The following is a 14,367-nucleotide window of genomic DNA, read 5'->3' on the forward strand; positions in this document are numbered from 1 at the left end:
CGCTTGCCTTCATGCGACCGTCCGCTGCCCGGATGAGACAACCCGTCGAGCGCCTCCACGCTCGACACAATACGTCGATGGTTGTCCTTTAAACGCTGTGCTAGCTTGGCGTTCGCTGGCAGCCAGCGCGCACACTTCAACGAGGACCCCACATGGCCGAGGCCACGCCCGCCCTGGAAATCCGCAACCTGCACAAGCGCTACGATCAGCTTGAGGTGCTCAAAGGCATCTCGCTGACCGCTCGCGACGGCGATGTCATATCGATCCTCGGCTCATCCGGTTCCGGCAAGTCCACGCTGCTGCGCTGCATCAACCTGCTGGAAAACCCGCATCAGGGGCAGATTCTGGTGGCCGGTGAAGAGTTGAAGCTCAAGGCTGCGCGCAACGGCGACCTGATTGCCGCCGATAACCGGCAGATCAACCGCTTGCGCAGCCAGATCGGCTTCGTGTTCCAGAATTTCAACCTGTGGCCGCACATGAGCGTGCTCGATAACATCATCGAAGCCCCGCGTCGCGTGCTCGGTCAGAGCAAGGCCGAGGCCATTGCGGTGGCTGAAGAGTTGCTGGCCAAGGTCGGTATCGCCGACAAGCGACATGCCTACCCCGCGCAACTTTCCGGCGGACAGCAGCAACGCGCCGCCATTGCGCGTACGCTGGCCATGCAACCAAAGGTTATCCTGTTCGACGAGCCGACCTCGGCCCTCGACCCGGAGATGGTTCAGGAAGTACTCGGCGTCATCCGCGCACTGGCTGAAGAAGGCCGGACCATGCTGCTGGTGACCCACGAAATGAATTTTGCACGTCAGGTATCAACTGAAGTGGTGTTTTTGCATCAGGGAATGGTCGAAGAACAGGGCACACCGCAGCAAGTATTCGAAAACCCGCTGTCGGCAAGGTGCAAACAATTCATGTCGAGTCACCGCTAACGGAGCAACACCCATGCAGTCGTACAAAAAGATCTTGCTGATCGCAGCGGCCACCCTTGCCTTCAGCGGCAGTACCTTTGCTGAAACAATGAAAATGGGCATCGAAGGTGCCTACCCGCCGTTCAACAACAAGGACGCGAGTGGCCAGGTGGTGGGCTTTGACTATGAAATCGGCCAGGCCCTGTGCGCCAGGATGAAGGTCGAGTGCGAAGCGGTGACGTCAGACTGGGACGGCATCATCCCGGCGTTAATGGCCAACAAGTTCGACTTCCTGATCTCGTCGCTGTCGATCACCGAAGAACGCAAGCAGGTGGTCGATTTCACCAACCCGTATTACTCGAACAAGCTGCAATTCATCGCGCCGAAAACTTCCTCGATCGACGTATCGAGCACTGAAAAAGCCAAAGAAAGCCTTGCCGGCAAGTCAGTGGGTGCACAGCGATCGACACTGGCCGCCACCTGGCTGGAAGACAAGCTCGGGATCATGGACGCCAAGCTCTATGACACTCAGGAAAACGCCTTCCTCGACCTGTCCTCCGGTCGCGTCGACGCCATGCTGGCCGACAAATACGTCAGCTTCGAGTGGCTGAAAAGCGAAGCGGGTCAGAACTTCGAGTTCAAGGGCGAACCTGTCGTTGAAGACGACAAGATCGGCATCGCCGTGCGCAAGGGTGATGATGCCCTGCGCGAGCGCTTGAACGCGGCCCTGAAAGAAATCATCGCTGATGGCACCTACAAGAAGATCAACGACAAGTATTTCCCTTTCAGCATCCTCTGATTCACCTGACCGCGTCGCCGCCGCTTCCTGTAGAAGCGCGGCGACCGGCCCTGACAAAGCCTGCCCATGAACATTGATCTCCACGGATTCGGCCCGGCCCTTGCGGCTGGCGCGCTGATGACGGTCCAGCTTGCACTCTCGGCCCTGTGCCTGGGGCTGATACTCGGACTGCTCGGCGCCTTGGCCAAGACCTCGCCCTACAAGCCGCTGCAATGGCTGGGCAGTACCTACTCGACCCTGGTACGCGGCATTCCCGAACTGCTTTGGGTGTTGCTGATTTACTTCGGCACCGTCAACGGCATGCGCGCTCTGGGCAAACTGTTCGACATTCCTGACCTGGCCCTGAGCGCCTTCGCTGCCGGGGTCATCGCCCTGGGCATTTGCTTTGGTGCCTACGCGACCGAAGTGTTTCGCGGCGCGATTCTGGCCATCCCCAAAGGTCATCGTGAAGCCGGGCTGGCGCTGGGCATGTCACGCTCGCGCATCCTCTTCAAGCTGGTGCTGCCGCAGATGTGGCGCATCGCCCTGCCCGGCCTGGGCAATCTGTTCATGATTCTGATGAAAGACACCGCGCTGGTCTCGGTGATCGGCCTGGAAGAAATCATGCGCCACGCGCAGATCGCCGTGGGCTTCACCAAGCAAGCGTTCACCTTCTACATGGTCGCGGCCTTCATGTACCTGGGGCTGACCGTGCTGGCCATGGCCGGCATGTACTTCCTGGAGAAGCGTGCCAGTCGCGGCTTTCTGAGGAGCGCGTCATGAACTGGGAAGTCATCATCAAGTGGCTGCCACGCCTGGCACAGGGCGCGACCCTGACCCTTGAGCTGGTGGCGATTGCCGTCATCGCCGGGCTGATCCTCGCCATCCCGATGGGCATCGCCCGTGCATCGCGTCACTGGCCGGTGCGCGCCCTGCCCTACGCCTACATCTTTTTCTTCCGCGGTACACCGCTGCTGGTGCAACTGTTTCTGGTCTATTACGGCCTGGCGCAGTTCGACGTGGTGCGTCAGGGGCCGCTGTGGCCGTACCTGCGCGACCCTTTCTGGTGTGCGGTTGTCACCATGACCCTGCACACCGCCGCCTACATCGCAGAAATCCTGCGTGGCGCCATTCAGGCCGTGCCGGTCGGTGAAGTCGAGGCTGCGCGGGCGCTGGGCATGTCGAAATGGAAAGCATTGTTCTACATCGTCCTGCCCCGCGCGGCACGTATCGGTCTGCCTGCGTACAGCAACGAAGTCATCCTGATGCTCAAGGCCAGTGCCCTGGCCAGCACCGTTACCCTGCTGGAGTTGACCGGCATGGCCCGCACGATCATCGCCCGCACCTACCTGCCGGTAGAAATTTTCTTCGCCGCCGGTATGTTCTACCTCGTGATGACGTTCGTGCTGGTACAAGGCTTCCGCCTGCTGGAAAAGCTATTGCGTGTAGACGCCAGTCAGGGGCGCTGATATGAAGGGTGCTGGCGTCGACCCAGTCAGCACCTTGCCCCGCGAGGCCGCCACTATGCCCACTGAACCTTGCTTGCAGGATGAACACCTCGGCAGCCACTTTCGTGCGCTGGACAGCTTTCTGTTCGCGCATCAGGCCTTGTGGCGGCCAAAACCGTTCACACACCTGCGTCTGCCGTGGGAAGACAAATACCCGGACCTCGCAAACTGGCTGCGGCAACGCACGCTGGAACAGGCCGAGGCCGCGCATAACCACCCGGAACAACTCGACGCGCCGTTTCCGTTCCCGCAACTGGCCGCCGAAGCCGTCGCCCTGAGCCACGTCGCTGAACTGCCTTCACATCCTCTGGAGCCAGTCGATGCGCGCATGAGTGTCGACGTTCCGGGGCGCAAATGGCAACAGATCGAAGCCTTCGCCAGCCATCTGGACATGCGTGATGCCACCACTCACTGGCTGGACTGGTGCGCAGGCAAAGGCCACCTGGGGCGTCGCCTGACCGGGCGCGGTCAGCGTCTGACCTGCCTGGAGCACGACCCGGCGCTGATCGAAACAGGCCTGGCACTGAGTACGCGGCAAGGCATCGACGCCAGGCATGTGCAGCAGGATGTCATGGCCGACGACGCCTGGCGCTGCCTGCAACCCGAGCACACGCCTGTGGCGCTGCATGCCTGCGGCGACCTGCACATCCAGTTGATGGAGCTGGCAAGCCAGACCGGCTGCCGGCACATGGCAATCGCGCCATGCTGCTACAACCGCACCCGGCACGACCTTTATAGGCCGCTGTCCAGCGACGGCAAGGCATCGGGTTTAAAGCTGTCGCGAGACGAACTCGGCCTGCCACTCAGCGAAACCGTGACGGCTGGCGCTCGCGTGCGTCGTCAACGCGACATCTCAATGGCCCGCCGTCTGGGCTTCGACCTGCTGCAGCGCAGCTTGCGCGGCATTGACGATTACTTGCCCACGCCCTCGCTGCCGACTTCCTGGCTGGACGCGTCCTACGCGGACTACTGCAATCATCTGGCGCGACTGAAGAATCTACCGGCACCGGGCCAGCAGGACTGGGCTTCTCTGGAAGCCGCTGGCTGGAAAAGGCTGGCCGAAGTGCGCAACCTGGAACTGATCCGCGACCTGTTTCGGCGTCCGCTGGAGATGTGGCTGGTGCTCGACAGGGCAATGTATGTCCACGAGCAGGGCTACAGCGTCAGCGTTGGCACTTTCTGTGACAGCCGGATTACACCACGCAACCTGCTGATTCTGGCTCGAAAATCGTGACCTAAATCGGTTGAGCAACCTGTGGATAAGTCTGTTGATGAAAATGTGGATGAGTGCGTTAAAGCTTGGCGCGCCAGTTACTAAAGCCCCTTATTTTTTCCCGCAATCCTTTGCGTACCCCGCAAAAACAATGCCTTGCGGCGCATCAGGCCAATGTGCGCACATTTGGTAACGCGCGTATTTTTTTATCAAGCAATTGTGCATAAAGATTTGGTAAAGGCTCTGGAACAAGCCTTTTATCTGGCTCAATCGTGCACACGCAAGTGCCTGTGCACGACTTGTTTAGTGCGAGGTTTCAGACCTCTTCGACACACTCCAGCGAGCGCTCGACCATGACTTTGGCCATTTCCAGCATGTGCATGGAGGCAAACGCCAGGTCGCGTTGCGCACCGGCCAATTCATCGCCCAGTTCGTGGGCAGTAGCCGATGCACAACGCAGGAAATCCAGCGCATGCACCAAGGTTGCTTCCAGGCTGATGAAGTCGAACTTGCTGTCGTGGGGCTCTTTGTCAGTGCGGGGGATTGGCAGGTAACACGCCATGGCGCGCTTGACGACCGCCTTGTCGAAGATTGGCGCGGTGCTGGACTGTTTGGGTGGGTCGGGGGTTATTTTGACCATGCTTAGCTCTCTCCTCAATGGAACTGCCACTGGGGTCGCGACTAAACGAGTGAGGTGGCAGCTGTGCGAAGGTTAGTCGACCGGGAGCTAAGACCGGCGCACCCGAAGGTGCCCTCGCGCACAGCCGCCATAAAGTGCAGGAAGAAGACCTGACCAAAACAGCGACGCGATACGCCTTAACTCAAATCCGGGCGACTAAACCCGATCGCTGATATGCAGCGACGGGCGGAGATTAGAAGCACACATCGAGAGGCGCAAGCGGTCGGGGATTCTCTCGGAAATGTCCTTCAAAAGAAAGAGACCAAGCCTGCAAAAACCGGCCTGAAAGCGTTGCAAAAGATGATCTCTGCACACAATTGCCGAAGCCCGTAGGAGCGGACTTGTCCGCGAAGAATTAACAGACGACGCGGTACTCACGTCACAGCCCAACCGCTAAAACTGATCATCCTTCAACCGCGCAAACGGCACACTGCGGTTCTGCAACTTGCGCAACGTCAGCTTGTACGCACTGGACTTGATCTGACTGCCCATCGGCGTCTCTTCCAGCAAGATCCGACCCGACGCAAAGGCACAGCCCGTGCTCATCATCTTGTACTTGAGCAGATACAGCCCCGGGTCCATCTTGGCGAACGTAAACACCGCACCGGCCGGTACAAACGCATGCCGAAACGCCCTGCGCCCCACCGCATCCGTGACCTTGGCATACACCGCCGACTCGCCGGCCGAGTTATCCACCGTGATCTGCGACCAGCCGTTGTCCTTGAGCAACGGCATATCTTTCACGTAACCCGCCTTTTCCGGCCAGGGTGCGCCCATCGGATCCAGCACGGGCACCTCACACTCCGACGTTACCGCATCAACCGGCTTGGCCGGGCTGGCCACAGGCTCTTCAACCGGTGCGGCGGGCGCTGGCTTGACCCACGTCTGCGCCACCGGCTCGGCTGGCACAAACGCCTTGCCAGCATCCGGGTCATAACCCATCCACGCCCCGGCTGCGCAAAACACCACAAACACCAGCGCCCAACGCCACGCACTGCGACGACGCTTGTCACTGGAAGGCGATGAGAAGGAAGGAGAAGCCTTGGGAGCCGAGCCCGTCCGAGCCGCCCGAGAGGGCGTTGCAGTGGCAGTAGCAGAGTTTGCGGCGTACACATTCACCGCCTGCCCACCCGCCGCCCGCGCCTGCTTGCGCCGCAACGCGTCCATACGAGCCTTGTGCTCATCGGCAGCAAGCTGCGCATCATAAGCCGCACGCCGCGAAGGGTCCGCCAGCACATCATGAGACGCGTTGACCACGCCCATCATGTCCGAGGCGTAAGGGTCGGGATTCCTGTCCGGGTGCAGCTTCTGCGCCAGCTTGCGATAAGCCTTCTTGATCTGCTCAGGAGAGGCATCGCGAGCAACACTCAGCAGCTCGTAATGCGTGGGCGTTCTCTGCATTGCACTTGCTGTCCATGGCTGACTGCCATTTTGATACAGATGTATCGGCCAAAAAGCCCATATCTCCAGTGCAAATGCAACGCAACAAGAACCAGCCCACAAGAAAATGCCCGAATCCAGAGGATCCGGGCATTTCTTGAAACATCGACGAAGCCTTCGTGAGCGTCCAGACGCACATTCATGCGATTCAGACAGCAATCCTCAGCCCCACCTTGCGCAAGACCCGACAGGCCAGACGCAACTACAGATATCCTTCAACAACTCCTCAGCGAATGACCAGCCTGCGGCAAACAAAACCCCAAACCCGGTTACGATCCATCGCATTACTCATCAGATAGTCCTTTATCTGCTGGCTGAAAAGCTAACGCCCCGTGCTGCTGACTCAGTAGCCTGGGCCGTTGAGAACAAGCCTATGCAAAGCCTTCCCGCCCCGCAACAGCCCGAAAATGGCGGGGTCGGATGGGTGTCTGTTCATACGCCAAATCGCCATCAACGCTGGGCGCATTGGTTTGCGCGACCAGGTTAAAAATCCAGCGTTCTGTCAGGCACAAGCTGTGCGTGCCAGAGGCGAAATCAGCGTTCAAATACGCAGTGCTCACACACATCAAGCAGACCATTCCGCCAAAACCAACAGAAACGTCCTGCACCACCACCCGCCCGCATCCCACCCAAAGCGCCAATGGTCGATTTTTTTCAACTGAATCAGACAGCTAGGCTTTACAAGCGCATCAGAAGCTATATACTCGCAGCCCATTACGCCGGTATAGCTCAGTTGGTAGAGCAACTGACTTGTAATCAGTAGGTCCCGGGTTCGACTCCTGGTGCCGGCACCATATAAATCAAGGGCTTGCAGCGATGCAGGCCCTTGTTTTTTTCCCCAGACGTAATAAGCCACGTAACAAGGCCAAAGATCGGGCCTGTCTTACGCGCTCCACGTCGAGCTCCAACCGCAGCTACAGACGCTCATGAGCAGTAGCGCGAGACCCTGGCCAACCGCTCGGTACAGGGGGCCCCGCTCAAAATCTGAGGGGGGTCAGAAAAAAGGTAATATTAGTAATACGTCTCGGGAAAATTGGCTGCAGCCCTTGCAGGCCGTGGCTTTCAGCGTTTTCGGGCAAAGGTAATATTGAAGCGATACAAAGGCGATAATATTACCTTTTACTAAAGCTATATTTTCATTTCCTAAAACCCAATGAATCCGGGGGTTTCAGGAAAATATTACCTTTCATATTGCTTCATATTACCTTTCGATGTAATACGCGCAGCCCAGTAAAACCGTGGCCTCCAGCCTAGGTTCGTGGGTCATATAGCTAATATCGCTCTTTTTGAAAACACCCTCCCATACCTGAGCTTCGATCTCATTTAAAACGGCTTTTTTTCAAAACGCCGACTGCAGCGGACTAAGGTCTTCAGGTCGTCACCAGCACGTGTAACCGTGTGCAACGTCCAAAGCATCCTGAGTGCGGCTATAGCCCCCGTCCTGCGTGCGTTGTAGAGGTTTGACGTGATCTGGCTATCGATGCCCTGATGCGCCGCTTCAGGACTGGTGTCGATTTGGAAAACCACCCTCCTCCTCGGTTTTCCAACTTTTCACCCAAGCGGGCCGGGCCCCTGAGGTTTGCCACCATCTGTACCGCTCCGTCGCTCACTGTGTAAGGCGCTGACATTTTTCTGCATAAGCTTGCACGTTGTGCAATTGCCGCTCCCCTGCGCAACCACACGGCTGGCCTGGGCTGGGGTAGTGCTTTCATCGCATCTGGATTCGCACAAAAAACGGACGTGGAGCCCGTCGGCGGGAGGGGGATAAGTGCTTTTCCTTCAATTTTTTTATTTCTAATACGATTTCCGGCCAGGCTGATCAGGGCCACCAATCGCAAATTTTTACACCCGAAATTGCCACTCTCCTGCTTTCGACGATTACTGGGCATTCATACAAAAATTTTGCTCAGGCATGCATAATGAACGTCCGAATCCTTGGCCGCCTCTCTGAGTCGGGGCTACTGCTACCGTTTTACTCATTCAGGATCCCCACGGGATTCTCTAATCCAGCAGCTGCTCATATCGAACAAGATTTCTCGTCAGGTAGGCTGATGGACGTCAGGGCACCATATATCTATGTGGCGCAGATCGACAGCGACAGCATGAGGGGAATCGGAATATTTGATGCCGACTTGATCGCTGTTGATAGGTCGCTAAAAGCTGGTCACAAAAGCATCGTCATTGCTGCCGTGAATGGTGAGCCAATGTGCAAGCGTTTGTGCATCAAGGGTGACGACGTCAGTCTGCAGTCGGAGAACCCGAGCTATGCCGCCAAGTACATTCTGAAAGGTGAAGAGTTGATGTTTGGGGGGTAGTACGACATAGGGTACGCACCTTTGAAACCCCAGCCCGAACCTATCTTTTGGTTGATCAATTGCAGCTTCTATGCGAGCTGTGAACGAGTTTTTCGCCCAGATCTGGCCAGAGGTTTAAGCGACAACGATTGCTGCGTCGTCGCTCGAAGCCACGACGCCAAGAAGCACGTCAAAATGTGTGCACCGTATTATCAGATCAAGCACTCGCTTCGACAGAAAGGGATCATGGCCTTTAGCAGCAACTACGCATTTTAGTAGCTTAGGCGGAATGCTTCTGAGCCACCCTGATTCTGTCGACGTTCTGGGGGCCATGGCCTTGACGAAATCGTATGCGCACGGTCAATGGCCATAGCTCCGTGTTATAGTTAATTCCTATAAGGACTAGGGGTAAGTGACGACAACTGCATTGATCCGCCTGGTTGTTCCGCTATGCGATAGTGTTCTGAGGAGGCACGCGCTGGCATGGCCTGCTGTAATTCTCTACGAAATCCATCCCATTTAGATTTCAGGCTCTGAATGCTACTCATAAGTTGATCTGAGGTTGTGCTTGATATGGCTGATATGTCTCCCCTCACGCTCCTATCATGAATATCTACCGCGTCGAGCACCGTCTGTGTATTTCGAAAGAGGGTGTTATGGCGATCTCTTAGATCTGCAGGTGCACTGTTGCTACTAATGAAGCTGTGTACATCTCTGGGCAGGCCTGCCACTTCACTCAGTTCATGCCTTGCATTAATTAATTGATCGGGTGTTATGCCATTATTATCGCCAGAGCTGCTGTTGGCTCGATCTGGAGAATGTACCTGATTAGCCATACTGGACCCACGTACACACATATTTCCCATTTATATAAAGCCTCTTAAGATGAAAGCATGGTCGACTGCTAGTGAGTGGCGCTTGAGGTGCATTCGGTTCCACTGTCCTATCCAACTCTCGTAAGGGACTCTAAAAAACCTAGGGTTATGGTGCAATACCCGCCTGATGTAGCTTAGCGGTCGGTTTTACGATACATGTCCTTCGCCTTCGCTGGATACGCCAGGAAAAGTCAAGCGTCTCCTGATTGAGATGGGGTCAGGTTGTACCCTGGAAAAGAATGGTTCCCAAATTGGCTGGGAAGCTGGTTGACTGTTCCGCATCTAGAACACTTGTTAGTGGTATGGCGTAAAGGGTTGACTTTCCATTGAAGTGGATGGTGGAGAGCAACCAGTTGGGCCAAGAGCGGCGCATTCAGATTTTTATATGCAGCTCACCGCGTGCTCGAACAGGTGCCGGATCAACCGAGATATATTCATAAATAGTAACTATGGGTTTCGGCGCATTTTTTACTACTTTTAAAAAATCTTCAGCACGACCCCACCAATCATTAATTTTAAAATCGACACCGTCGTAAGAAAGAAAGTATCCATAATCAGATTTTTGATGCGAGTTGACAGGTGAAAAAACAACGGCAGCGGCACACCGGCCAATACCGGCAACGTCGTGTCGATCTCGCCGTCTGGCCCCATCACCTGCAGGTCGACCGAGAAGCGCGGTCGGAAGTCGTCACACAGACCGGCGCTGGCCGGCGCATCCGCCACGGCTACGACCTTGGCGAAGCGCGGCAAGTGATAGCCACCAGTGAGTTCAGGGAATTGCCGCTCTACGCTGCGCTTGATTGCGTCGTCCATTTGATAGCCATCTGCGTGCCGGCCAGCGTCACGTTCGTGATCCGCTCGCCCTGATTGATTGATACGCCTGGTCGCAAGCCCGGTAGGGCCGCGATCATTGCGCTCTGACTGCCCTGGTAACCGTCGAAAAGGTTAACCGGCAACTGCAACGGCGACCGAGCGCCGTAGAAACTGTCAGCCCAGGCACCAACGTAGATCTCGCCGTCGCCCTGTTGCTGCCAGATAAAGTCCTTGATGCCAAACACCCGCGCCATGCTGTCCAGTGCCTGGTAACCAGCGGCCAGGTTGTAGAAAAACGGCGTCTTGGTGCGTGTATAAGCCTGATCCGGTACCTGAAAGCGCAGCCCGGTCTTGCCGCCGATATCGGCCAGCACAGCGCGCAGATCCACGTGGCGCAGGTTCATGGGCAACGGGTTGGCCAGCACCGCGGCTAACTCGCTGCAAAGCACCACCTGCTCGATGCCATTGGTGGCGGTGCAGCGTTCGACGTAGCCAATGAAATGACGCTGCAGAACGGCTTCGTTGTAGCCGATATCGAACGTGACCAAACCTTTGACGGTAACGCCCGCCTTGATCGTGAACGTGGCGCGGCCCGGACTCTTGAGGTCAAGACGGACATCGTCGTTGACCAACGGCATGACCGTGCCGCCGATCGTCAGCACCTTGTGCAGCTTCATGCTCACCTCAAGCGTAGGGGCATCACCGACACGGCAGGTACTAGGGCAGATAAGCAAGAGGCGAGCGGTCACAGGGACGGAGCGATGATGGATGTCTACGATCTCAGCATCCCACTTGTTAACGCCTCACGGACGTAGACCTACTGTATGCGTACCTGAAGGATGTTCTCATGCGCTTGCCGACGCGCCGAACGAGCGAGATTGATCAGTTGCTGCCGTCTATTTTGAAGACTGAGTAAGACGGAATGTCGGGAGGAATAGCGCCTGCCTGCATGTTATGGAACCGAATGGCTCATCCGGACACCCACATATCGATTTTAGGGTACTTGGCCAGTTTCTTGGTCGAAGAGCCACGTCGAAAGCAATCTGAGGCACATATGAAGATAAATATAGCAACATCATCGATAGCTATTTTACATCATCAGGAAAACCATGCTCCAAAGGCATCAAGCGCGCCTCAACCTGAGCATGCGCAAACAAATCAACAGATGCCTTTGGACTTAGCTTTAAGGCCTAAGACACGCGGGATACATCCGTTTCTAGCCCTGATGCTGGGTGACAAAGGCTGCGTATCTTCTTCAAATGTAAATCTAGAAGATGATTCTACGACACAGGTTAACTTAGAAGATTTTGCAGTAGCATCCAGAGATGTTAATCGAAACAATATCTGCGCAGGTCTTTCTACCGAATGGCTTGTAATGAGCAACAGCGGCGACGCTCAATCGCGCATGGACCACCTTGACCATAATGGAGAAGGGCAAAGTAACGGAGCACAGAGGCATCAGGTTTATGACAATGCATTAGCCTCGGCACTTTCAAATGATGACGAAGCCCCGTTTTTCACGGCCAGCACCGCTGTCATCGAGGATGCAGGTTTCTCATTGCGCAGAGAACCTAAAACTGCTCGAGCATCAGGTGGTAGTGCGCAATTAGCCCAAACATTAGCAAACGATTTGGCTCAGACAGGTAGAAAGCATTTGCTAAGCTTACGCTTTGCGAGCGTTCAAGGCCATGCAATAGCTTGTTCTTGTGAAGGAAGTAGGTTCAAGTTGTTCGACCCCAATCTTGGTGAGTTTCAATCATCTCGTAGTGAAGCCCCACAGATGCTTAAAGCTTTGATCGATCACTATAACAACTTGAATTACGATGTATATTGCGTAAACGAGTTTAGAGTTTCGTAGCGTTGAGTTAGTAGATTTTCGTCCTGATCTACGGGCAAAGCTATGCTGGTCAGTGGAACCGTTTTCAGTCGAAAATTGAACAGCATCAGATACTACTAGTTGCTTTCGATTGATCCCTAATCAGTATTTCAAAAAAGGGATGATGCCCGACAGCACACACGCTAATAGGAGCTGCAGACTCGTTGTGCCCTATCCCGTCACTTTGCCCAGTGGTACCTCTGGCGTCCAGCAGACGCCAAAAAAAAGCCCGCCAGAGCGGGCTTTCTTGTGAGATCGATTGAACATAAGACCTGTTATGAGAACTTAACGGCGCGAGCTTAATGTGTAGGTAAACAACTCTGCGTCATGCGCTGTGGTTCATCCAACGAACGCCATGGGGATGAGCGCTTATCCGCCCTTGGCGTCACGGCTGGATTGTGTCGGGTTGCGACTCCGCGACTGCCGGGCTTATCGATTCCCGGCGCAGTAATGTCCAATCAATTAGGGATTCAATCGTTGGGCCGAGCGCCAATCCCAAGTCGCTAAGCGCATACTCGACGCGTGGCGGCACTTGCGGGTAAATGGTGCGCGTGAGGATGCCATCTTTTTCAAGCTCTTTCAGTTGCTGAATAAGCATCTTCTGATTCACCCCCTCGACACGTCTACCTAGCTCAGAAAAGCGCAGTGGCTCTTTGGCAGCGAAAAGTTGGACGATTATTGCGATTTTCCACTTACCTTCCAAAATCCGTAGCGCTTCCCCAGTCGCTGCTGCCCAAATAAGCTGCTGTCTAGGGTTGTCGCATTGCCAATCGCGCTCTGCCATAGGGTGCCCTGCTCAATCAATACTTACTTTTTGGTTACCTACCCACTTTTCAGTAGGTACTTGACGACTAGTTTATATATCAACATTCTGGCTACCGAGCAATAGATATCAGATAGGCGAACTTATGAAGATCGGAATTCTCGGCACAGGCAACATTGGTAAATCTCTCGTCAAAAAACTAAGCCAGGCTGGACACATTGTGAAGGTGGCCAACTCGCGCGGCCCGGACACGATCGAAGCTGACTTACTGTCTTGGGGAGCGCGGGCAGTGACAACAGACGAAGCTTTGACCGATGTAGAGTGCGTCATATTATCGATCCCCCTCAATCGTATCCCCGATGTCGCAACGCAAATCGGCCGCCTTCCAGAAAGTACAGTGATCGTAGACACCTCGAACTATTACCCGTTTCGAGACAATAAAATCGAAGCGATTGAAAATGGACAGGTGGAGAGTCTGTGGGTTGCCGAGCAACTTGATCGCCCAATTGCCAAAGCTTGGAATGCCATTGGTTCTGCATCCCTCGCCAAGAAGGGTAAGCCTGCCGGTGCACCCGATCGCATAGCCATTCCAATTGCAGCCGACCGTGATCACGACAAAGAGTTTGTGAAGATTCTGGTTAACGACACCGGTTTAGACGCGTTCGACGCAGGCTCGCTAGCACAAAGCTGGCGCCAGCAACCTGGAGCTCCAGTTTACTGCACTGATTTAACCTATGGCGAAATCGCAACAGCCCTCGAGTCGGCAGAGCGAGAGAGGTTGCCCAAGCGCCGAGATCTGGGTGTTGCCGTAATGCAAGAAAGGCTTGGCGATGGGACTGCTAACCCTGATGAAGACTGGGGTGTACGCCTAGTACGTGCTATCAACATCTGAGTGATATTGCAGCTATCGGAACCTGCCGAACGCGGCTTTCCATCACGTAATAAGGACTAGAAACCCTATGCAGTACAGCGTTTCTACCACGTTGCCACGTAATAAGAAAATCTCTAACCGATTGATATTACTGCTAAAAGCATCTTCGTTGTAATCAGTAGGTCCCGGGTTCGACTCCTGGTGCCGGCACCATATAAAAGAAGGGCTTGCAGCGATGCAGGCCCTTTTTTGTGCTGCATATATAACTAAATTGCTCGCCCCTCCCTGAATACCCGCACATCAGTTACTTTTTGCCTCGCAGAGCTATAGCTGGGGAAACGCGGGATGAGGC

General features: G+C 55.3%; 14 protein-coding genes, 1 tRNA gene and 3 pseudogenes. 11 read left to right on the forward strand and 7 right to left on the reverse strand.

Annotation, left to right across the window (positions count from 1 at the left end; genetic code table 11):
- Positions 1 to 152 precede the first annotated feature (152 nt).
- From RYB66_RS17920 to RYB66_RS17940, 5 genes are all read left to right on the forward strand, one after another.
- Complete coding sequence (locus tag RYB66_RS17920; protein ID WP_016981246.1) at positions 153 to 926, forward strand: ABC transporter ATP-binding protein; 774 nt, start codon at positions 153 to 155, stop codon at positions 924 to 926.
- A gap of 13 nt (positions 927 to 939) precedes the next feature.
- A complete protein-coding gene (locus RYB66_RS17925; RefSeq protein ID WP_057404900.1) occupies positions 940 to 1,704 on the forward strand; it encodes an ABC transporter substrate-binding protein in 765 nt (254 codons plus the stop codon).
- A 66-nt stretch (positions 1,705 to 1,770) separates the two neighbouring features.
- Positions 1,771 to 2,466: an ABC transporter permease gene (locus tag RYB66_RS17930; protein ID WP_003318319.1), complete on the forward strand. Its 696-nt coding sequence runs from the start codon at positions 1,771 to 1,773 to the stop codon at positions 2,464 to 2,466.
- Positions 2,463 to 3,152, forward strand: coding sequence for an ABC transporter permease (locus RYB66_RS17935; protein ID WP_002555785.1), 690 nt, complete (start codon positions 2,463 to 2,465; stop codon positions 3,150 to 3,152). The genes RYB66_RS17930 and RYB66_RS17935 overlap by 4 nt, the downstream gene beginning before the upstream one ends.
- A gap of 1 nt (position 3,153) precedes the next feature.
- A complete protein-coding gene (locus tag RYB66_RS17940) occupies positions 3,154 to 4,425 on the forward strand; it encodes a methyltransferase (RefSeq protein ID WP_057404897.1) in 1,272 nt (423 codons plus the stop codon).
- A gap of 295 nt (positions 4,426 to 4,720) precedes the next feature.
- Here the strand turns inward: RYB66_RS17940 and RYB66_RS17945 are convergent, their stop codons facing one another.
- The 3 genes from RYB66_RS17945 to RYB66_RS17955 all read right to left on the reverse strand — a co-directional run bounded on the left by RYB66_RS17945 (position 4,721) and on the right by RYB66_RS17955 (position 7,137).
- On the reverse strand, positions 4,721 to 5,044 hold the full coding sequence (locus RYB66_RS17945) for a DUF6124 family protein (protein WP_005745034.1): 324 nt from the start codon (positions 5,042 to 5,044) through the stop codon (positions 4,721 to 4,723).
- Between the two features lie 432 nt (positions 5,045 to 5,476).
- Positions 5,477 to 6,484, reverse strand: coding sequence for a J domain-containing protein (locus RYB66_RS17950; protein WP_005745032.1), 1,008 nt, complete (start codon positions 6,482 to 6,484; stop codon positions 5,477 to 5,479).
- Positions 6,485 to 6,894: 410 nt separating this feature from the next.
- Positions 6,895 to 7,137, reverse strand: coding sequence for a hypothetical protein (locus tag RYB66_RS17955; protein ID WP_227024881.1), 243 nt, complete (start codon positions 7,135 to 7,137; stop codon positions 6,895 to 6,897).
- 104 nt (positions 7,138 to 7,241) lie between these two features.
- Here RYB66_RS17955 and RYB66_RS17960 point away from each other — a divergent pair.
- The 3 genes and pseudogenes from RYB66_RS17960 to RYB66_RS17970 form a co-directional block, all read left to right on the forward strand.
- Positions 7,242 to 7,317: transfer RNA gene (locus tag RYB66_RS17960), tRNA-Thr, on the forward strand.
- Positions 7,318 to 8,442: 1,125 nt separating this feature from the next.
- Positions 8,443 to 8,838, forward strand: a complete 396-nt coding sequence (locus RYB66_RS17965) for a S24 family peptidase (RefSeq protein ID WP_005781638.1) — start codon at positions 8,443 to 8,445, stop codon at positions 8,836 to 8,838.
- A 21-nt stretch (positions 8,839 to 8,859) separates the two neighbouring features.
- Positions 8,860 to 9,087: pseudogene (locus RYB66_RS17970) on the forward strand (DNA-directed DNA polymerase); the annotation flags it as partial.
- A 116-nt stretch (positions 9,088 to 9,203) separates the two neighbouring features.
- On the opposite strand, the gene RYB66_RS17975 reads toward RYB66_RS17970, so the two are convergent.
- The 3 genes and pseudogenes from RYB66_RS17975 to RYB66_RS17985 form a co-directional block, all read right to left on the reverse strand.
- Positions 9,204 to 9,683 (reverse strand): type III effector, encoded by a 480-nt coding sequence (locus RYB66_RS17975; RefSeq protein ID WP_081023545.1) that lies wholly within the window; start codon positions 9,681 to 9,683, stop codon positions 9,204 to 9,206.
- Positions 9,684 to 10,280: 597 nt separating this feature from the next.
- Positions 10,281 to 10,505, reverse strand: a pseudogene (locus tag RYB66_RS17980) (hypothetical protein); the annotation flags it as partial.
- Entirely contained in the window at positions 10,478 to 11,188 is a 711-nt protein-coding gene (locus RYB66_RS17985; protein ID WP_029240923.1) for a hypothetical protein, read from the reverse strand. The pseudogene RYB66_RS17980 and the gene RYB66_RS17985, both read right to left, overlap by 28 nt.
- Here RYB66_RS17985 and RYB66_RS17990 point away from each other — a divergent pair.
- Both RYB66_RS17990 and RYB66_RS17995 read left to right on the forward strand, forming a co-directional pair.
- Positions 11,189 to 11,320: pseudogene (locus tag RYB66_RS17990) on the forward strand (integrase); the annotation flags it as partial. It lies immediately after the preceding gene.
- Positions 11,321 to 11,559: 239 nt separating this feature from the next.
- A complete protein-coding gene (locus RYB66_RS17995) occupies positions 11,560 to 12,363 on the forward strand; it encodes a YopT-type cysteine protease domain-containing protein (protein WP_160309133.1) in 804 nt (267 codons plus the stop codon).
- A 403-nt stretch (positions 12,364 to 12,766) separates the two neighbouring features.
- On the opposite strand, the gene RYB66_RS18000 is transcribed toward RYB66_RS17995, so the two are convergent.
- Complete coding sequence (locus RYB66_RS18000) at positions 12,767 to 13,165, reverse strand: winged helix-turn-helix transcriptional regulator (RefSeq protein WP_005741057.1); 399 nt, start codon at positions 13,163 to 13,165, stop codon at positions 12,767 to 12,769.
- Between the two features lie 124 nt (positions 13,166 to 13,289).
- On the opposite strand from RYB66_RS18000, the gene RYB66_RS18005 reads away from it, so the two are divergent.
- Positions 13,290 to 14,036 (forward strand): NADPH-dependent F420 reductase, encoded by a 747-nt coding sequence (locus tag RYB66_RS18005; RefSeq protein WP_005741056.1) that lies wholly within the window; start codon positions 13,290 to 13,292, stop codon positions 14,034 to 14,036.
- The last annotated feature ends 331 nt before the right edge of the window (positions 14,037 to 14,367 follow it).

This window comes from Pseudomonas syringae group sp. 243L2 (assembly GCF_032587875.1).
GTDB lineage: Bacteria > Pseudomonadota > Gammaproteobacteria > Pseudomonadales > Pseudomonadaceae > Aquipseudomonas > Aquipseudomonas amygdali.

Excerpts from the sequence above, each read along its gene's own strand:
- RYB66_RS17920 (WP_016981246.1), top strand. The coding sequence starts at position 153 with ATGGCCGAGGCCACGCCCGCCCTGGAAATCCGCAACCTGCACAAGCGC.
- RYB66_RS17925 (WP_057404900.1), top strand. The coding sequence starts at position 940 with ATGCAGTCGTACAAAAAGATCTTGCTGATCGCAGCGGCCACCCTTGCC.
- RYB66_RS17930 (WP_003318319.1), top strand. The coding sequence starts at position 1,771 with ATGAACATTGATCTCCACGGATTCGGCCCGGCCCTTGCGGCTGGCGCG.
- RYB66_RS17935 (WP_002555785.1), top strand. The coding sequence starts at position 2,463 with ATGAACTGGGAAGTCATCATCAAGTGGCTGCCACGCCTGGCACAGGGC.
- RYB66_RS17940 (WP_057404897.1), top strand. The coding sequence starts at position 3,154 with ATGAAGGGTGCTGGCGTCGACCCAGTCAGCACCTTGCCCCGCGAGGCC.
- RYB66_RS17945 (WP_005745034.1), bottom strand. The coding sequence starts at position 5,044 with ATGGTCAAAATAACCCCCGACCCACCCAAACAGTCCAGCACCGCGCCA.
- RYB66_RS17950 (WP_005745032.1), bottom strand. The coding sequence starts at position 6,484 with ATGCAGAGAACGCCCACGCATTACGAGCTGCTGAGTGTTGCTCGCGAT.
- RYB66_RS17965 (WP_005781638.1), top strand. The coding sequence starts at position 8,443 with ATGAACGTCCGAATCCTTGGCCGCCTCTCTGAGTCGGGGCTACTGCTA.
- RYB66_RS17975 (WP_081023545.1), bottom strand. The coding sequence starts at position 9,683 with ATGGGAAATATGTGTGTACGTGGGTCCAGTATGGCTAATCAGGTACAT.
- RYB66_RS17995 (WP_160309133.1), top strand. The coding sequence starts at position 11,560 with ATGAAGATAAATATAGCAACATCATCGATAGCTATTTTACATCATCAG.
- RYB66_RS18000 (WP_005741057.1), bottom strand. The coding sequence starts at position 13,165 with ATGGCAGAGCGCGATTGGCAATGCGACAACCCTAGACAGCAGCTTATT.
- RYB66_RS18005 (WP_005741056.1), top strand. The coding sequence starts at position 13,290 with ATGAAGATCGGAATTCTCGGCACAGGCAACATTGGTAAATCTCTCGTC.